Origin of the sequence: Streptomyces sp. ASQP_92, from assembly GCF_025399895.1 — a bacterium.
Classification (GTDB): domain Bacteria; phylum Actinomycetota; class Actinomycetes; order Streptomycetales; family Streptomycetaceae; genus Streptomyces.
This window is the reverse complement of record NZ_JAODUA010000005.1, coordinates 130,608-147,968: the sequence shown is the minus strand read 5'-3', so window position 1 is coordinate 147,968 and position 17,361 is coordinate 130,608. Positions and strand designations below refer to the sequence as shown.

The 17,361-nt window shown below is 70.2% G+C and carries 15 protein-coding genes and 2 pseudogenes; 8 read left to right on the top strand and 9 right to left on the bottom strand.

The genetic code is table 11. The features are described from left to right. Positions 1-29: 29 nt before the first annotated feature. Positions 30-968, bottom strand: coding sequence for a beta-ketoacyl-ACP synthase III (locus N4G70_RS14675; protein WP_261713297.1), 939 nt, complete (start codon positions 966-968; stop codon positions 30-32). A 297-nt stretch (positions 969-1,265) separates the two neighbouring features. After that, positions 1,266-1,607, bottom strand: a pseudogene (locus N4G70_RS14670) (molybdopterin oxidoreductase family protein); the annotation flags it as partial. A 13-nt stretch (positions 1,608-1,620) separates the two neighbouring features. Between N4G70_RS14670 and N4G70_RS14665 the strand changes: the two are divergent. Then, a pseudogene (locus N4G70_RS14665) lies at positions 1,621-1,860 on the top strand (hypothetical protein); the annotation flags it as partial. A gap of 4 nt (positions 1,861-1,864) precedes the next feature. Beyond that, positions 1,865-2,704: a formate dehydrogenase accessory sulfurtransferase FdhD gene (gene fdhD / locus N4G70_RS14660; RefSeq protein WP_261713059.1), complete on the top strand. Its 840-nt coding sequence runs from the start codon at positions 1,865-1,867 to the stop codon at positions 2,702-2,704. A gap of 169 nt (positions 2,705-2,873) precedes the next feature. Here the strand turns inward: fdhD and N4G70_RS14655 are convergent, their stop codons facing one another. From N4G70_RS14655 to N4G70_RS14645, 3 genes are all read right to left on the bottom strand, one after another. Beyond that, entirely contained in the window at positions 2,874-3,278 is a 405-nt protein-coding gene (locus tag N4G70_RS14655; RefSeq protein WP_261713058.1) for a (2Fe-2S) ferredoxin domain-containing protein, read from the bottom strand. Between the two features lie 4 nt (positions 3,279-3,282). Further along, positions 3,283-3,816, bottom strand: coding sequence for an isochorismatase family protein (locus tag N4G70_RS14650; protein WP_261713057.1), 534 nt, complete (start codon positions 3,814-3,816; stop codon positions 3,283-3,285). Positions 3,817-3,968: 152 nt separating this feature from the next. Continuing rightward, complete coding sequence (locus N4G70_RS14645) at positions 3,969-4,496, bottom strand: MarR family winged helix-turn-helix transcriptional regulator (protein WP_261713056.1); 528 nt, start codon at positions 4,494-4,496, stop codon at positions 3,969-3,971. Positions 4,497-4,608: 112 nt separating this feature from the next. On the opposite strand from N4G70_RS14645, the gene N4G70_RS14640 reads away from it, so the two are divergent. Next, a complete protein-coding gene (locus N4G70_RS14640; protein WP_261713055.1) occupies positions 4,609-5,541 on the top strand; it encodes a zinc-binding dehydrogenase in 933 nt (310 codons plus the stop codon). Between the two features lie 92 nt (positions 5,542-5,633). Further along, the gene (locus N4G70_RS14635) at positions 5,634-6,236 is read left to right on the top strand and encodes a GNAT family N-acetyltransferase (protein ID WP_261713054.1); all 603 of its coding nucleotides are present in this window, start codon (positions 5,634-5,636) and stop codon (positions 6,234-6,236) included. Here N4G70_RS14635 and N4G70_RS14630 read toward each other — a convergent pair. Further along, the gene (locus N4G70_RS14630; RefSeq protein WP_261713053.1) at positions 6,233-7,288 is read right to left on the bottom strand and encodes a bile acid:sodium symporter family protein; all 1,056 of its coding nucleotides are present in this window, start codon (positions 7,286-7,288) and stop codon (positions 6,233-6,235) included. The two genes, N4G70_RS14635 and N4G70_RS14630, sit on opposite strands and share 4 nt — an antisense overlap. A 405-nt stretch (positions 7,289-7,693) precedes the next feature. On the opposite strand from N4G70_RS14630, the gene N4G70_RS14625 reads away from it, so the two are divergent. Both N4G70_RS14625 and N4G70_RS14620 read left to right on the top strand, forming a co-directional pair. After that, positions 7,694-8,569 carry a LysR family transcriptional regulator gene (locus N4G70_RS14625; protein ID WP_261713052.1) on the top strand — a complete coding sequence of 292 codons (876 nt, stop codon included), beginning with the start codon at positions 7,694-7,696 and terminating at the stop codon, positions 8,567-8,569. A gap of 330 nt (positions 8,570-8,899) precedes the next feature. Then, entirely contained in the window at positions 8,900-10,699 is a 1,800-nt protein-coding gene (locus N4G70_RS14620; protein ID WP_261713051.1) for a long-chain fatty acid--CoA ligase, read from the top strand. Between the two features lie 91 nt (positions 10,700-10,790). Here N4G70_RS14620 and N4G70_RS14615 read toward each other — a convergent pair whose 3' ends face one another. The 3 genes from N4G70_RS14615 to N4G70_RS37160 all read right to left on the bottom strand — a co-directional run bounded on the left by N4G70_RS14615 (position 10,791) and on the right by N4G70_RS37160 (position 13,997). Next, a complete protein-coding gene (locus N4G70_RS14615) occupies positions 10,791-12,065 on the bottom strand; it encodes a glycosyl hydrolase family 8 (protein ID WP_261713050.1) in 1,275 nt (424 codons plus the stop codon). Positions 12,066-12,077: 12 nt separating this feature from the next. Next, positions 12,078-13,127, bottom strand: a complete 1,050-nt coding sequence (locus N4G70_RS14610) for a chitinase (RefSeq protein WP_261713049.1) — start codon at positions 13,125-13,127, stop codon at positions 12,078-12,080. Positions 13,128-13,511: 384 nt separating this feature from the next. After that, a complete protein-coding gene (locus tag N4G70_RS37160) occupies positions 13,512-13,997 on the bottom strand; it encodes a hypothetical protein (protein WP_399035452.1) in 486 nt (161 codons plus the stop codon). Positions 13,998-14,721: 724 nt separating this feature from the next. On the opposite strand from N4G70_RS37160, the gene N4G70_RS14600 reads away from it, so the two are divergent. Together N4G70_RS14600 and N4G70_RS14595 are read left to right on the top strand one after the other, a co-directional pair. Next, complete coding sequence (locus N4G70_RS14600; RefSeq protein WP_261713048.1) at positions 14,722-15,558, top strand: aldo/keto reductase; 837 nt, start codon at positions 14,722-14,724, stop codon at positions 15,556-15,558. Between the two features lie 289 nt (positions 15,559-15,847). Continuing rightward, a complete protein-coding gene (locus N4G70_RS14595; protein ID WP_261713047.1) occupies positions 15,848-17,233 on the top strand; it encodes a S8 family serine peptidase in 1,386 nt (461 codons plus the stop codon). The last annotated feature ends 128 nt before the right edge of the window (positions 17,234-17,361 follow it).

Sequence of the window (17,361 nt, the reverse complement as noted above, 5' to 3'; positions counted from 1 at the left end):
CTGGGGCGGGGAGTGGGCCGCGCTCGCCCTCACGGGCAGCGTACGACCTGGCCCGCGTACGACAGGTTGCCGCCGAAGCCGAAGAGCAGCACCGGGTCGCCGGTGGTGATCTGGCCGCGCTCCACCAGTTTGGACAGGGCCATCGGGATGCTGGCGGCCGAGGTGTTGCCGGATTCGACGACGTCGCGGGCGATGACGGCGTTGACGGCGCCGATCTTGCGCGCGACGGGCTCGATGATCCGCAGATTGGCCTGGTGCAGCACGACCGCGGCGAGGTCCTCGGGGGTGAGCCCGGCGCGCTCGCACACCTGGCGGGCGATGGGCGGTAGCTGGGTGGTGGCCCAGCGGTAGACGGACTGGCCCTCCTGTGCGAACACCGGAGGGGTGCCCTCGATGCGTACCGCGTGCCCCATCTCGGGCACCGAACCCCACAACACCGGGCCGATCAGCGCCTCTTCGCTCGCTTCGACGACGGCAGCTCCGGCGCCGTCGCCGACCAGGACGCAGGTGCTGCGGTCGGTCCAGTCGGTGACCGCCGTCATCTTGTCCGCGCCGATGACCAGCGCCCGCCGGGCGGTGCCGGTGCGCACCAGGCTGTCGGCGGTGGCGAGCGCGTGGGTGAACCCGGCGCAGACCACATTGAGGTCGAGCACCGCGGGCGATGCCATGCCGAGCCGGGCGGCGACGCGGGCCGCCGTGTTGGGCGAGCGGTCGATGGCCGTGGAGGTGGCGACCAGGACCAGGTCGATGTCGGCGGGGGCGAGTCCGGCGGCGGCCAGCGCCTTCGCGCCCGCGTGGGCGGCGAGTTCGTCCACGGGCTCGTCGGCTCCGGCGACATGGCGGGTGCGGATGCCGACGCGGCTGCTGATCCATTCGTCGCTGGTGTCGACCAGCTCGGCGAGGTCGGCGTTGGTGAGCACCTTGGCGGGCTGATAGTGCCCGACTGCGACAAGACGCGAGCCTCGCATGCCGGTCATGGCGGGTCCCCTCGGTACGTGCATTGACTGCTGACATCCGGAGCCATCCAGTCTTCGTGGCTACCGATGGGTACGCGGGCGCGACATCCCACAGGATTCACTGCCGCACCTTTGGAGCCTTGTGTCAGCGTTTCGCCCTCGCGGACCGTGCCGGGCGTCTCGACCGCCCAAAAAGTCATACTGTAGTCAATATTCTGTCGACGAATCTGGGCGGCACGTCCTTTTCCCAGCGGGGACCAGGCGTACGCGGAGCTCGTCGAGCCCTGGACCCTGTCGGCGGCCGAGCGGCCTGACGTGCAGAAAACTGGCGGGCAGCTCGTGCGCCGACGGGCACGGCCACGGGAGGCCCTGGTGCTCCTCCAGGCGGTCGTACGTCATGCCGTAGTGGTCGGGTGAGAGCGCTCTCAGCTCGTTCCAGACTTGCTGCGCGTCGGTGAACTTCCGTTCATGGCCGAGCAGTTGGGCCAGGGCGCACATAATGTCGATGTCCTCGCGGGCCTCGCCCGGCGGCCTCAGCGCGGCCCGCACCCGCTGCACTCGACGTTCTCTGTTGGTCGTCGTGCCTTCGGTCTCGGCCCACTCGGCCGCCGTGGGCAGCACCACGTCCGCCATCTGCGCGGTCCTGGTGAGGTCCACTGCGCCTGACACGCGGGCGGCCGGCGCCTGGGAGGAGGCGGCGCAGTCGGAGACGACCGCGGTGTGCGCCTATTGCGGCGTCGGCTGCAACGTCACGCTCCCTGTGCAGGACAATGAGATCGTCGAGGTCACCTCGCCGCACGACAACCCGGTGACCCACGGCAACCTGTGCATCAAGGGACGCTTCGGCTTCCAGCACGTACAGACACGAGACCGACCGGACCGGCGACATCGATCGAGGGACTGAGGACATGGGACGGGTCACCGAACGGCGCCGCGTCATCCGCATCCGGGACGGGGCGGTCTCGGTGCGCCCGGACACCCTGGTGGCCGAGGAGCCGCTGGAGATCCGGCTCAACGGAAAGCCGCTGGCGATCACGATGCGGACCCCGGGCGACGACTTCGCGCTCGCGGCCGGATTCCTGGTCAGTGAGGGGGTCCTGGGCGCCGCGGCCGAGCTGCGGTCGATCGTGTACTGCGCGGGCGCGACGGCGGAGGGCCAGAACACCTACAACGTGGTCGACGTGAAACTGGCGCCGGACGTCGAGGTGCCCGACATCACCCTTGAACGCAATGTGTACACGACCTCGTCGTGCGGGCTGTGCGGCAAGGCGAGCCTGGACGCCGTGCGTACGCAGGCCCGTTTCCCGATCGCCGACACTCCCCCGGTCCGGGTCGAGCCCGAACTGCTCGCGAGCCTCCCCGACCGGCTGCGCGCGGCGCAGCGGGTCTTCGACCGGACCGGGGGGCTGCACGCGGCGGCCCTGTTCACGCCGGAGGGCGAACTGCTCGACATACGGGAGGACGTGGGCCGCCACAACGCGGTCGACAAGCTGGTGGGCCGCGCTCTCCAGGACGACCGGCTGCCCCTGTCGCGCTGCATCCTGCTGGTGTCGGGCCGGGCCTCCTTCGAACTCGCCCAGAAGGCGGTCATGGCGGGCATCCCGGTCCTCGCGGCGGTCTCCGCCCCGTCCTCGCTCGCCGTCGACCTGGCCGCCGAGACGGGGCTGACCCTGGTCGGGTTCCTGCGCGGCAACTCCATGAACGTGTACGCGGGGGACGAGCGCATCGCCCTGCGCTCGGGCGTCTGACCCCGCCCCGCCCGAGCGTCCCGGCCGGCGAGGCGCGCCCCCTGCCTCGGCGGGCCCTTCCCGTAGGGGCGCTCAGGGCATGAGGGATCGCGTGACCAGCCACCCAGGGCCCGCGCTAGAAGACGGGCTTGAGGGGCGCGAGAAACCGCGCGACCAGCCCCGCACGGCCCTACCGTGCGCGCCTGCGCGCTTCCGACGGGGCCGGGATCATCTGGAGGGCGAGGGTCGCCGGGGGTTCGGCGACGCCGGGGCCGCCCTGTTCGGCCCAGTTGAGGATGTCGTCGGTGGCGTCGTCGTCGAGGACCCAGCCGATCCAGGCCGCGCGGGCGCCGCGCCCCCGGGCCTGGCCGGAGGGCTGGACCACGACCACATTGGCCTGGCCGCAGGGCCCGAGGCAGTCGGTGGTGCGCACGGCGAGGCGGCCGCCGGACTCGGCCGCCGCGGTACGCAGCCGCTCCAGCTGGCGGGCATGGTCGGTGCCGGGGGTCTTGCGGGCGTCCCCGCAGCAGCAGCCGCGGCAGACGACGAGGGTGCAGGGGCGTGAACCGGCCGCCGATATCGAGAACTTGGGCACGCGATCAGCCGAACCGGAGAGCGGAGGCGGTGACGACCCGGCCAAAACGGGGGAAGTTCAGAGCGACCGCTGCACGGTGCTCGTCCTCGGTGAGCGCCGCCATCGCGTCCTCCACGAAGAGCAGCTCATACCCGTGGTCGGCGCCGGCGCGGGCGGTCGACTCGACGCCGAGGTTGGTGGCGATGCCGCCGAACACGAGGGTGGTGATGCCCCGTTCGGCGAGCAGCTCGTGCAGGCCGGTCCGGTGGAAGCCGCCGATGGTGCGCTTGACGACGATCGGATCGCCGTCGGCAGCGAGCCCGGCGACGAGGTCGCTGCCCGGTGGCTGGGCGGCCACGCCGGGTCGTTCGACCCGTACCAGCACGACGGTGGCGCCCGCCGATCGGAAGGACTCCGCCAACTCCCTTGCCGTGGCGAGCACTTCCTCGCCGGAGCGCGGGGCGAGGGGCAGCGCCGTGATGCGGTCCATCAGGTCGACGAGGACGAGCGCGGTGTGCGCGGGGTCGAGAAGGGCGGGCTCGCCTTCGAGTGCGGTCATGGCGGCACGGTACCGGCCCGGATGATCTAGACCGGAAGCAGGGGACGCCTTCAGGCCATGGACCGGCCCGACAGGGCTCGTCGGCGTGTGCGGACCGGCCCGAAGGTGGGGCGCTCTCACGTGGGCCGCTTCCGAGGCCACGGACGATGCGGCTATGCCTCGTGCAGCCGTCCCAGGAGGGCCATGAGGCGGCGCGCTTCGGCGGGGGTCAGGGGTGCGAGGAGCTCGGCGTTGGCCGCTTCGGCAACGGTCGCGCAGCGTTCGAGGAGGTCGCGGCCCGCCGGGGTGGCGGTGACCGCGTTCTTGCGACGGTCGCGCGGGTCGGGTTCGCGCACGGCCAAGCCGTCGGCCTGGAGGTCGTTGAGGACACCGACGAGATCCTTGGGGTCGATGGCGAGTCTGCGACCGAGGTCGGCCTGCGCGATCGGGCCGAGCTCGGACACCGCCGCGAGCACCGCGTGGTGCAGCATTTTCACGCCCTGCCCCGCGAGCGCCTCGGCGACCAGACTCCGCCCGCGCGCGGCGACCCGTCCGAGCAGCCAGCTGGGCAGCGACTGGATGTGCTGGAGGGCGGGCGGCGCGTCGGGGGCGGCGAGCACGGCCGCCTCCGCCGGGCCGGGTGCAGGGGCGGCCAGATCCTGCCTGAGAGCGCTCTCTGCCCTGTGAAGCTCGCGAGTCATGGCATGAATCCTACTCCAAAATCATGGGGCTTCCCAACGACCTGACCCTATGCATATCGTTGGGGCTCCCCATGAATGCCGAGGGGACACCGAGCAACCCTTTGGAGGGTCCATGCGTCGCGTTCGATATGAGGCCAACGGCGGTCCGGACGTGCTGTTCGCCGAGGACGTGCCCGCGCCCGTGCCCGGGCCGGGCGAGTTGTTGATCGACGTTGCGGCGATCGGCGTGACCCTGCCGATGGTCCGCAAGGTCCGTGAGGGCAGCGAGCCGGTGGCCCTCGGCGGCGAGGTGGCCGGCACGGTGATCGCGCTCGGGGACGGCGTCACACAATTCGCGCTGGGCGAGCGGGTGACGGGGCTGTGCTTCTGCCACGGGTATGCCGAACAGGCCGTCCTCCTCCCGGCGATGACCTCCCGCATTCCCGCTCACGCCGACTTCGTCGACGCCATCGCGCTGGTGCGCAGCGGCATGGTGGCGCGCGGCGCGTATGCGGCGGGGCGGCCGGAACCCGGCGAATCGGTCCTGGTGACGGCCGCCGCGAGCGCGATCGGCATGCTGGCCCTGCAGTTCGCGAAGGCAGGAGGCGCACGACGTGTCGTGGCGGCGGTCGGCTCGGCGGACAAGGCGGACTTCGTCAGGGAGGCAGGCGCCGACGAGGTCGTCGTGTACGGGGACAAGTCCTGGGGCGAACCCGTGGACGTGATCGTCGACGCAGTCGGCGGCGAGTTGCTCGGTCCGGCCCTGAGAGCGCTCGCACCGGGCGGGCGCCTTGTCGCGTTCAGCTCGGGTGGCGGCACCATCGAGGCGTACGACCTGCTCGTGGGTGGCAAGTCCGTCATCGGCTTTCAGATGGCGGTCCTCGCCCGCAACAAGCCGGCACTGTACGCGCGTTGGCTCGACGAACTGTGGGAACTGCATGCGGCGGGCAGGCTCCGGACCGCCGTCGCGGCGGCCCTGCCCCTCGAAGCCGCGGCCGAGGCACACACGCTGATCGAGTCCCGCAGCAACCTGGGCAAGGTGGTGCTCGTCACCGGACGAGGATGATCCGGCGGGGTCTCCCGGTCCCGCCGTGCCCGTGCCCGCTCGCCGGATCAAACCGTTTGCCCCGGGCCCTCGCTCCGTATGATCCTCGCCGCATGGATCTCCCGCCGCGGGTCATGGAAGTGGACGACACCCTCACGCTGCGCGCGTTCGCCGGTGAGGCGGACCTGCCGGAGCTGTTCCGGGTCATCGAGGAGTCGCTGGAGCACCTGCGTCCCTGGCTGCCGTGGGCCGGTGAGCACAGCCTGGCCAGGACCACCCGCTTCCTGGCCCGCCGGGCCGAACTCTGGGCGAGCGGCGAGGAGTACACGTACGCGATCGTCGTCGACGGAGCCATCGTCGGCGCGTGCGGACTGTTCCGGCGGGACGAGAACCGGGACGAGGCGCGCGAGATCGGCTACTGGCTGCACCCTTCCGCGACCGGTCGGGGCGTGGCCACCCGGACCGCGCGGGCCCTCGCCGAGCAGGCGTTCCGGCTCCCCGGGGTCGACCTCGTGGAGATCGTGCACGACGCGGCCAACCTGGCCAGCGGCGCCGTCCCGGCACGCCTCGGCTTCATCGCGTACGAACGCCGCGCCTTCGAGCCCGTGGCCCCCATGGAGACCGGCGAGGACCAGGTGTGGCGACTGACCCGCGACCGGAGTACCGCCGATCCCGCCGCCCGAGCGGGCCGCCCCGGACTCGCGGTCGGGAACTAGCGCCCGGCCCTTACGCCGCTGTCCCCTACGCCCTCCCCCTCGACGGGAACCGGCACCGCGCCCGCCCCCGCCCCCTCGACCAGCGGGTCGCGGGCGCGGCGCTTGGCGATGACGGCGCACACCATGAGCTGCATCTGGTGGAACAGCATCAGCGGCAGCACCGCGAGTGAGGCCTGCGCGCCGAACAGGACGCTGGCCATGGGGAGCCCGGCCGCCAGGCTCTTCTTCGACCCCGCGAACTGGATCGCGATCCGGTCGCCCCGACCGAAGCCGAGCCGCCCTGCCCCGTACCAGGTCAGCGCCAGCATCGCGGCCAGCAGTACGGCCTCCACGGCGAGCAGCACGCCGAGCCGGGCCACGCTCACCTGGTGCCAGATGCCGCGCACCATTCCTTCGCTGAACGCGCTGTAGACCACGAGCAGGATCGAGCCCCGGTCCACGTATCCGAGCACCTTCTTGTGACGCACCAGGAACCCGCCGACCCAGCGCCGCAGGAGCTGCCCGGCCAGGAACGGCACAAGGAGTTGCAGCACGATCTTCAGGAGCGAGTCGGCGGAGAAGCCACCCCCGCTGTTGCCGAGGAGGGCCGCCGCGAGCAGCGGGGTGAACACGATTCCGGCGATGCTGGAGAAGGAGCCGGCGCAGATCGCGGCGGGCACATTGCCTCGGGCGATCGAGGTGAACGCGATCGACGACTGGATGGTCGACGGCACCAGGCACAGAAAGAGCAGACCGTGGTAGAGGTCCGGCGTCAGTACGAAAGGAACGAGGCCCCGGGCCGCCAGGCCGAGCAGCGGGAACGCCACGAACGTGCAGGCCAGGACGGTGACATGGAGTCGCCAGTGGCGCACCCCGTCCATCGCCTCACGGGTGGAGAGCCGGGCCCCGTACAGGAAGAAGAGGAGCGCCACGGCCGCGGTCGAGGCTCCGCTCGCGACGGGAGCGGCGGACCCGGACGCGGGAAGCAGCGCCGCGAGGCCCACGGTGCCGAGCAGCGCCAGGATGTACGGGTCGACCGGCAGCCAGGACGGCGGCTTCGGGATGCGGCTCATGTGCTCCACTCACGTGCTCGGGGTGCTGCTTACCTGGTCGGGGGTGCTGCTACCTGGTCTGGTCGGTGTGCGCCGCGTGCCTGCTCGGCGCTGCTGCGCACCTGTGGGGGGTGCTGTGCTCCTGACGACATGCGGCGCCGGGGGCGTCCGACCGTGTCCCGACCGGGCCGGAGTCCGACCGCGAAGCGCGGCCCGCCCGCACCCCGACCGCGGCGCCCGGAACGTGCCACAGCCCCGGAAACCGGAACGCGCTCTCGCCCGCATCAGGAACGGGTCACCGCCGGCGGGCCCGGAACGCGCTCTCTCGATGATCCTCCCCTCCCCCTTGATCGGGAATCCCGCACACCACTCTCACTGTCATCACAATCCGCGATGGGCGGCGGGACCGGCGCTAGCGTGGCAGGCATGTACGACGCGAACCAGCTGCGGACGTTCCTCGCCGTGGCCCAGACCCTGAACTTCACGCAGGCCGCACGGCGTCTCGGGCTGCGGCAGTCAACGGTGAGCCAGCATGTTCGGCGTCTGGAGGACGCGGCCGGGCGCGCCCTGTTCAGCCGGGACACGCACAGCGTGCGCCTGACGGAGGACGGCGAGGCGATGCTCGGTTTCGCGCGGACGATCCTGGCCGCGCACGAACGGGCCGCCCACTACTTCGCCGGGACGCGGCTGCGCGGCCGGCTGCGGTTCGGTGCCTCGGAGGACTTCGTCCTGACCCGGCTCCCGGAGATCCTCCAGTCCTTCCGCCGGGACCACCCGGAGGTCGACCTGGAGCTGACGGTCGAGCTGTCCGGGACCCTGCACCGCAGACTGGAGGCGGGCCGGCTCGATCTGGTTCTCGCCAAGCGGCGTCCCGGCGACAGCCACGGCGAGTTGGTGTGGACCGACGAACTGAGCTGGATCGGGGCGCCCGGGCTGCGGCTCGACGCCGAGCGGCCAATCCCGCTGATCCTGTTCCCGCCGCCCGGCATCACCCGGGCCCGGGCGCTCGAAGTCCTGGAGGAGCACGGGCGTTCCTGGCGCATCGCCTGTACGAGCGGCAGCCTGAGCGGTCTGATCGCGGCCGCCCGGGCCGGGCTCGGCGTGATGGCCCATACCCGGGGTCTGATCCCGCCCGGCCTGGAAGCGCTCTCGGCCCGGGCCGGCCTTCCCGACCTCGGCGGCGTCGACTTCGTCCTGCTGCACAACCGGCGGGGCTCGGCCGCACAGGAGGCGGCCGGCGCCCTGGCGTCGGCGATCCTGGCGAGCGGTGACCGTTTGCATCCGGGACACGGGGCCGGCTGACCGGCGGCGGCCGCGGAACAGGCGCCCCGGCGCGCCCGGGCGCGGCCCCGCCCAAACCCGGCACAGCCGTGAGCCGGGGGTGACTGGAGCGTACAGATTCCGTGGAGATTGCCTTCCGCAGAACTTACCTTAGAGTCAGCAAGCTGCCCGAGCGATCCCCATGTGGGCATGTTTTCGGCCCTGACCTGTGAAGACGTCCCCGGTCTCGACTTACCGAAGACCCATGCCGGGGGAACTGTGTGTGGGGTACGGTCACCGCGCTGTGCGGAGCGCCACCGGGGGTGGCCCCCGGAGGGAGGCAGGTCATTGCGCGAGTTCACGGTCCCACCCATGGCGACGGCGCCTCAGGTCGGCGGGCTGGCGGACGCCGTCTTCGACCATGCCCTGGACGACCCGCGCCGCGTCGCCCTGTGCCGCAAGGACGCGTCGGGCCACTGGCGGGACGTGACCTCTGCCGAGTTCCGGGATCAGGTGCTCGCGCTGGCCAAGGGGCTCATCGCGGACGGGGTGCGGTTCGGCGACCGGGTCGCCATCATGGCGCGCACCCGCTACGAGTGGACGCTGTTCGACTTCGCCCTGTGGACGATCGGCGCGCAGCCGGTACCGATCTACCCGACGTCCTCCGCCGAGCAGGTCTTCTGGATGCTGCACGACTCCGAGGTCACCGCGTGCGTGGTGGAGCACGAGGACCACTCCATGACGATCGGCTCGGTCGTCGACCGCCTCCCCCACCTCAAAAGGCTGTGGCAGTTGGACACCGGGGCGCTGGAAGCGCTCCTGACGCTGGGCGCGACCATCGACGACGAGGTGGTCCACCGCCATCGGCGGGCCGTGACACCGGAGTCGGTGGCGACCGTCATCTACACCTCGGGCACCACCGGCCGTCCCAAAGGGTGTGTGATCACCCACGCCAACTTCATGTTCGAGACGGACATGCTGATCTCCCGCTGGGAGCCGGTGTTCCACTCGCGGCCGGGCGACGAGGCGTCCACGCTGCTGTTCCTGCCGCTGGCCCATGTCTTCGGACGGATGGTGGAGATCGCGGCCATCCGCGGCCGGGTGAAACTGGGCCACCAGCCCGCGCTCTCGGCCTCCGCGCTGCTGCCCGACCTCCAGTCGTTCCGGCCGACCTTCATCCTCGCGGTGCCGTACATCTTCGAGAAGGTGTTCAACGCCGCCCGGCGCAGAGCCGAGGCCGAGGGAAAGACCGGACCGTTCGACAAGGCCGTGGACATCGCTGTCAAGTACGCGGAGGCGGTCGAGCAGAAGGCCTTCGACCAGGGCCCCGGCCCCTCGGCCGCGCTGCGGATGCAGCACCAGTTCTTCGAGAAGACGGTGTACGGGAAGGTCCGCGACGCGATGGGCGGCCGGGTGCGGCACGCCATGTCGGGGGGCTCCAGCATGGGCCGCCGGCTCGGCCTGTTCTTCGAGGGCGCCGGTGTCACGGTCTACGAGGGGTACGGCCTGACCGAGTCGACGGCCGCCGCGACCGCCAATCCGCCCGAGCGCACCCGGTACGGCACGGTCGGGCAGCCCATCCCCGGGACCACGGTGCACATCGCCGACGACGGCGAGGTGTGGGTCCACGGAGGGCAGATCTTCTCGGGCTACCTCAACGAGCCCAAGGCCACCGAGGCCGTTCTCCGGGAGGGCTGGCTGGCGACCGGGGACATCGGGGCCCTCGACGAGGACGGCTATCTCACCATCACCGGGCGCAAGAAGGAGATCCTGGTGACGTCGGGCGGCAAGAGCGTGTCGCCGGTCGCCCTGGAGGAACGCGTACGGGCCCATCCCCTGGTCGCCCAGTGCATCGTCGTCGGCAATGACCGCCCGTACATCGCGGCCCTGGTCACCCTCGACCAGGAGGGCGTGGACCACTGGCTGGCCATGCGCGGCAAGGCTCCGCTCACCCCGTCCGAGCTGGTGCGCGACCCCGATCTGGAGACCGAGGTGCGCCGCGCGGTGGTGGCCGCCAACACCCTGGTCTCCCAGGCGGAGTCGATCCGCACGTTCCGCATACTGGCCCACCAGTTCACCGAGGAACACGGCCTGCTCACCCCGTCCCTGAAGCTCAAGAGGCGGGCGATCGAGGAGGCGTACGAGGTCGAGGTGGACGCGCTCTACCGGTGAGGCGGGGACGCCGTCACGAGTGACGGGGTGTCACAACCCCGTCACCCATGGCGGCTTGATTTCAGCGCGCCCGTTCATTCCGCCAACTCCCTTACGGTACCCAGTAGTTGCCGGACACGACGATCATCGACTGGAGTTGCACACTCGCGCCGTAGTAGATCTTCGGTTCCACCGGGGTGGTGGTCAGCCTGCCCCAGAGTGCGTCGAGCCAGGCCTGCGAGCCGGGGTCGGTGAGCGCGGCCACCGCGAACGGCGCGGTGAAGGCCATGTCCTTGCCGCTGTCGAACGCCGACCCGTTGAGGTGGTATCCGGTGGCGATCTTCGAAGGGTCGCCGCCTGTCTTGCTCTTGATCCAGGCGTTGAGTTTGCGCGCCGAGTCGCGTGACACCGAGTCGCCGCCGGTCACGGCGTCCGCGCCGATCCGCCAGGCGTCACGGCAGGCATTCCAGCCGTAGTCACCGTCATGGGTGGATTCGAGCACCTTGCCCGACGCGGGTTTGGGCGTGCTGTTGGTGGTGACGACGAAGTCGGCCAACAGGCCGGTGCTGGACGCGTACTTGGACTGCTGACTGGCGATCAGCTTCTGATGCACCGTCCGGACGGTGTCCCAACTGGCGTCGCCCGTAGCCGACTTGAACGCCCTGAAGTGGTCGGCCATCCAGTCCGAGGAGCGCGAGATCCAGTAGTGCGACTCACCCGGCGTCGACCAGTCGCCGAGCAGCATCAGATGCGTGGTGGGGTTCACCTCGCTCTTTTTGATGGCATTGATGTGCTTGACGGCCAGGTTCTTGTAGTCGTACGTACCCGAGCTGCCCCACTGCCGGTCGGCGAGCAGCAGCCCGTAGGCGACGTCCAGGTCACCGTCGGTGGCCGAGTCCGAGCCGTCGACGCTCTTGCACGAACTGTCCTGCTCGGCGGCGAGCAGACCCGGATTGTTCGACGAGGGGTGCGCCAGAACGTACTTGACCATGCCGTCGAAGATCTTCTTCGCGTCGGTGTCCGCGCCGGCCATCAGCGCGGTGATCACCATGCCGTAGCCCTGCCCCTCCCCGACATAGGGATGGTCGGCGTCCGGCGAGATCGTTTCGTACCAGCCGTTGCCGCAGTTCTGCCGCACGAACGCGGCCTTCCACTCCCGGTACTTCCCGATCACCTGCTGGTCGATCGCCGACTGGCTGCCGGACGGCCTCAACGTGCCGTCCGCGTAGGGGATTTGGTGGCTGCCGAAGGGCAGAGCGGGAGCCGCCGACGCGGTGAGGGCCTGTGGCTCGGCGGCCGCGTGCGGCGCTACCGCCAGAGCTCCCGCGACGAGACCCGCCGCCGCGACGAGGGCGCCGATCGCTCTTCTGCGCTGCTGAAGCATCATGTCCGCTCCCCCTCAGCCCGCGTACTGCGCGACGAGTTTGGTGAAGGCGTACGGCGACTGGCCGACCCCGCTGCACGAACTTCCGGCATCCCCGCCCGAGCCGCACTGTCGGTCCCGGTTGACCGCCCAGAAGGTGAAGCGCGCGATGTGGTGCTGCTTGGCGTAGCCGAGCATCGTCTGGAAGTCACCGGTGGTGACGGTCTCGTCGGCCTCATCGGTCTTGCCGTTCATGGACGAGACACCAATGTGCCGGTAGGCGGCGTCGTCGCTGTAGCCGTAGGCACTCTTGACCGACGCCTTGAGGCCTTCGAGAGCGCTCACCGTGGCGGAACCCATGGTGCCGCTGTGCCCCTCGAAGTCGAACGGCATGATGGTCCAGCCGTCGTTGGCGAGACCAGCGGCGGCTCCCCGCTTGATGAGGTCCTTGCCGTTGGAGTCGGGCCCGCTCGGCGTGGTCCCCATGGTCACGTAGGTGACGATCCCCGGATTGTTCGTCTTGACGGTCTTGAGAGCGCTCACCACCCGCTGCCGCACGGTGGCGTTGGAGAACTCGGTGTCCTCGATGTCGATGTCGAGCGCCTTGAGGTGGTACGCGTCGATCAGCTTCTGGTACGCCCCGGCGAGCGCGGACGCGCTGGAACACTTCTCGCCGAGCTTGTTGCCGCTCCAGCCGCCGACGGAGATGACCACGTCACCGCCTGCGGCACGGATGGATTTGATCGCGCTCTCATCGGATCCGCCGGTCAGGGGGCGTGGGCCGTCCCACTTCGGGTTGCAGCCGCCGTCGGACAGGACGAAAGCCAGGGTGAACCATTTGACGCCGGTAGCCGCCAACACATCGGTCGGCTTCTGCGGACTGCCCCAGCCGAGGTACTCGTACGGGGCGACCGCCATCGCACCAGAGGCGGCGGCGCCGGACACGGCACCCGGCTGCGGGGCGCCTGACTGCGAGGCGCCGACCGCATGGGCGGCCTGGGGTGCCGCGGCGATCAGGGGCAGAACCAGACAGCCGAGACCGGCGAGGGTCGCGATGAAACGGCGTGGGGGTACGGCAGTGTGCACGGGGGGTCCTTCCGTGGGGGGGGCGGGGAGGTGCCGGGGGGTGCGGGGGTGTGGGGGGTGTGGGGTCCTTGGCAGGGTGGGCGGCCGGCAGAGGTGGGTGCCTGAAAGGTCGCTCGTCGGGCCGCAGAAGGAACGACGTTAGGAAAGCTTCCTAACCACCCCTGCATCGCAGTGCCTGGAGCGGCTGGTGTCAATGCCTCTCGCGAGACCAAATCCCTTGGACAGCACGGGAGTTGCCGCTTGGAGCGCAGGCCGCATCGGGGTGACGGCACGGCCGCCACCCGATCGCCCTTCCGGCGGGGGTGGGCTCGCCGGCCGGTCAGGTCAGTCAGGTCGGGTCAGTCAGGTTTGGTCGGACAGATCAGGTCCGGTCCGGCCAGGGCGTCAACTCCTCGTGGGGGCGGGTCCGTAGGGCGGCAATGAGGCGAGAGCGCTCTCGGCGGTTTCGGGGGGCGTCGCTCCCGCCAGGCCCAGTGACACGTACGCGCTCCCGAGCCAGGTTTCGTCGATTCGTAGCCGCTTGTAGCGGGTGGCGTCCGTGGCTGCGGCGTATGTGCTGGTCACCTCCAGACGGACATGGCCGGCGGAGATGGCCGGGATGTCGATGAAGGCGACCCCTCTGGTGCTCGGCAGGGTGCCGGACGTGAGCGCGTGCAGCTTGCGGGCCTCGTTGACCCAGTAGTCGGCCGTCCAGCCGCCGGCCGTGACGTCGGACTCCCAGGCGGAGCACCTGGTGTGGGCCGGAGCGGTTCGCTCCCCCCAGTGCAGGAAGAGGCCCGAGGTGGAGGCGCGCAGGAAGTCCTGGCGCGGGTTCTGAAGATCTGCGCGGGCGGGAGCCTGGAGCGACAACGCACCCAGCACCAGCGCCACGACGAGCAGGAGCCGCGCGGATCGGCGGGGGCGCCTTCGAGAGAGCGCTCTCACCCGAGTCCGCGTCGGGAGCGCTCTCACGTCGGTCCCTGCCGAGAGCGCTCTCGCGCCCGTGCGCAGGGAGAGCGCTCTTGAGCCAATCCATCCCAGGAGCGCTCTCCCGCCCATCCGCGCCGCAAGCGGTCTCCTCAGGGACACGACACACTCCCAACTCCTCGCCGTGAGCGTGCTGCGCCGCGTCGAGGGCGGGGGGGCGAGGGTAGGCACAGGTGCCTAACACCCCGCGTCCCGGACCGCGACCGAGGCCGTGTCCTCCGATGTTTCCCGTGCGTCCGCCCGTCGGGTCCTTCATGGACGTACCTGCCTTCCTGAGAGGTGGGGTTCAGGAGTGAAGGGTGAATCGAAGGTGGGCGGCACCTTCGTCTGTGATGGCCGAAGAGGGCCGGAAGAAGGCGCCCTGCCAGTGTTCACATGAGTGACCGTCGTTCAGTCATCTGCTATAGCGTCGCGCCTTGTCGGGGCACGGTCAATGGTTCGGACCGAGAAGGTCGGAGCTGTAGGGGCGGCCCGCGCGAGCTTGCGCGGACGCGCTCGCGAAGCCCACGTCGGCACCGCCGTGGAGTCGCAGGTCAGACGCGACCCGAGGGGGCACAGTGGGAATGTGAGACTCCGCTCGTTCGTTGACGGGAGGAGTACCAACCGACGACGTAAGGATCGACCGCTCGTGAGCAAGGTCCCCTCCATCACCCTCAACAACGGCGTCGAGATGCCCCAGCTCGGTTTCGGTGTCTGGCAGGTGCCGGACGACGAGGCCGCGAAGGCGGTGGCCACGGCCATCGAGTCCGGGTACCGGAGCATCGACACCGCCGCGATCTACGAGAACGAGACGGGCACCGGCAAGGCCGTCGCCGCCTCGGGGGTCGCCCGCGAAGAGCTGTTCATCACGACCAAGCTCTGGAACTCGGAACAGGGTTACGACTCGACCCTGCGCGCCTTCGACGCCTCACTCGACAAGCTGGGCCTCGACTACGTGGACCTGTATCTGATCCACTGGCCGGTGCCGGCCAAGGACGCGTACGTCGACACCTACCGCGCGTTCGAGAAGATCTACGCGGACGGCCGCGCCAAGGCGATCGGCGTCTCCAACTTCCAGCCGGAGCACCTGGAGCGGCTGCTCGGTGAGACCTCCGTGGTGCCGGCCGTCAACCAGATCGAGCTGCACCCGCAGCTCGCTCAGGCCGAGTCGCGCGCCCTGCACGCCAAGCACTCCATCGCGACGGAGGCATGGTCGCCGCTGGGCCAGGGCCGCGGGCTGCTGGAGGTTCCGACCGTCGTCGCGATCGCGCGCAAGCACGACCGCACCCCGGCGCAGGTCGTACTGCGGTGGCACCTTCAGCTCGGCAATGTGGTGATCCCGAAGTCCGTTACGCCGTCACGGATCCAGGAGAACATCGACGTGTTCGGGTTCGAGCTCGACGGCGACGACCTGGCCGCGCTCGCGGCGCTCGACGAGGGCAAGCGACTGGGTCCGAACCCGGCGGAGTTCAACCTCGGCGCCTGACCGGCGGCCGAGCACATGGCTCTCCCGGCAGCCCGCAGCCACGTGGGCATCGGCCCAGGGGGCTGACCAGCGCATCCACGAGGGGCGCCGTCCGATTGACTCGGACGGCGCCCCTTTTGTCGTTTTTCGATTTTGGTTGGTCAGCTACCCGCCAAAAATGTTCATTCAAGTGCGTCACTCAGGCAAAGCGTTCGACATCATGCGCTAAACGCTCTTGTCCTGCGCATGACCCTCCGGATGGGATCACGAGGACCGCCCCGCGCGGCTTCACCCCACACAGGGAGCATTCATGCGCATAGCCCTCCCCCGGACCCGTACCGCGGCTGCGACAGTCGGGGCCACCGCCCTTGCCGCCGCCGCGGTGATGGCCACCCCGCTGTCCGGGTCCGCCACCGCCGCACCTGCCGCCCCGCAGGTAAAGCCCGTCCCGGCCGTAGCCGGGCACCAGCTCGCCCACTCGACGAGCGGCCCGCTCACCAGCGAGCAGTGCCAGGCCAAGTGGAAGATCGCCTGCTACGGCCCGCTCCAGTACCGCCAGGCGTACAACCTGAACCCGCTCTACAAGGCGGGCATCACCGGCAAGGGCCGCACGATCGTGATCGTGGACTCCTTCGGCTCGCCGACGATCCAGCACGACCTGGACGTGTACAGCAAGCAGTACGGGATCCCCAGCAGCAAGGTCGACGTGGTCAAGTGGGGCAACGTTCCCGCCTGGGACCCGAAGAACAAGGACATGACCGGCTGGGCCGGCGAGTCCACGCTGGACGTCGAGATGGCGCACGCCGTGGCCCCGGACGCGAAGATCGTCCTGGTGGAGACCGCGGTCGCCGAGACGGAGGGCGTCACCGGTCTGCCCGAGATGATGGACGCGGAGAAGCACCTCATCGACAGCGGCATCGGTGATGTCATCAGCCAGAGCTTCGGCGCCACGGAGAACACGTTCCCCGGCTTCGACAAGGGCGACTTCTCCAGCATCAAGAACCTGCGGTACGCGTTCAAGGACGCGGCCGCGCACGGCGTGACCGTGCTCGCCTCCTCCGGCGACGGCGGTGCCACCGACAACACGGCGGACGGCAGCGGTTACTACAACGAGCGCGTCAACTCCTGGCCCTCGTCCGACCCGCTGGTCACCTCCATCGGCGGCACCCAGCTCCACCTGGACGACAAGGGCAACCGCCTCAGCCCTGAGAGCGTTTACAACGACAACGGGTCGGGTGGCGGCGGTCAGTCTCACGTCTTCGAGCGCCCCTCCTACCAGGACGGCGTGCGCGGTGCTGTCGGCAACCGGCGCGGCACCCCCGACATCTCGATGGCTGCCGCGGTCAACGGCGGTGCGTGGGTGTACTCCAGCTACGACCCGACCGCCGTCGGCTGGGACGTGTCCGGCGGTACGAGCGAGGCGGCCCCGCTGTTCTCCGGCATCGTCGCCCTGGCCGACCAGGCCGCGGGGCACCGCCTGGGCAACATCAACGACGCGCTGTACTCGCTCTACAAGCACCAGGGCTACAAGCCCGGCTCCGGCCTCGTGGACGTCAATGACGGCACGAACAACAGCTACGCGGGCGTCACCGGCTACACCGCGGTGAAGGGGTACGACATGGCGACGGGCGTCGGCACCATCGACGCGGCCCACTTCGTGACCGCACTGGCCCGCGAGAACCGCCGCCACCACTGACGGCTCGACGCCCTCACAGCCGTGAGAGCGCTCCATTCGGCGATAGCTGCCGACGTCCACTCGCGCTCCGGCACCCTCTCAGGTGGGTGAGCACGCGCCGGTCGCGAGACCCGCCGGTCCCGTCGGTG

Excerpts from the sequence above, each read along its gene's own strand:
- N4G70_RS14650 (WP_261713057.1), bottom strand. The coding sequence starts at position 3,816 with ATGACCGCACTCGAAGGCGAGCCCGCCCTTCTCGACCCCGCGCACACC.
- N4G70_RS14620 (WP_261713051.1), top strand. The coding sequence starts at position 8,900 with ATGGCGACGGCGCCTCAGGTCGGCGGGCTGGCGGACGCCGTCTTCGAC.
- N4G70_RS14595 (WP_261713047.1), top strand. The coding sequence starts at position 15,848 with ATGCGCATAGCCCTCCCCCGGACCCGTACCGCGGCTGCGACAGTCGGG.
- N4G70_RS14615 (WP_261713050.1), bottom strand. The coding sequence starts at position 12,065 with ATGATGCTTCAGCAGCGCAGAAGAGCGATCGGCGCCCTCGTCGCGGCG.
- fdhD (WP_261713059.1), top strand. The coding sequence starts at position 1,865 with ATGGGACGGGTCACCGAACGGCGCCGCGTCATCCGCATCCGGGACGGG.
- N4G70_RS14675 (WP_261713297.1), bottom strand. The coding sequence starts at position 968 with ATGCGAGGCTCGCGTCTTGTCGCAGTCGGGCACTATCAGCCCGCCAAG.
- N4G70_RS14640 (WP_261713055.1), top strand. The coding sequence starts at position 4,609 with ATGCGTCGCGTTCGATATGAGGCCAACGGCGGTCCGGACGTGCTGTTC.
- N4G70_RS14630 (WP_261713053.1), bottom strand. The coding sequence starts at position 7,288 with ATGAGCCGCATCCCGAAGCCGCCGTCCTGGCTGCCGGTCGACCCGTAC.
- N4G70_RS14635 (WP_261713054.1), top strand. The coding sequence starts at position 5,634 with ATGGATCTCCCGCCGCGGGTCATGGAAGTGGACGACACCCTCACGCTG.
- N4G70_RS14625 (WP_261713052.1), top strand. The coding sequence starts at position 7,694 with ATGTACGACGCGAACCAGCTGCGGACGTTCCTCGCCGTGGCCCAGACC.
- N4G70_RS14645 (WP_261713056.1), bottom strand. The coding sequence starts at position 4,496 with ATGACTCGCGAGCTTCACAGGGCAGAGAGCGCTCTCAGGCAGGATCTG.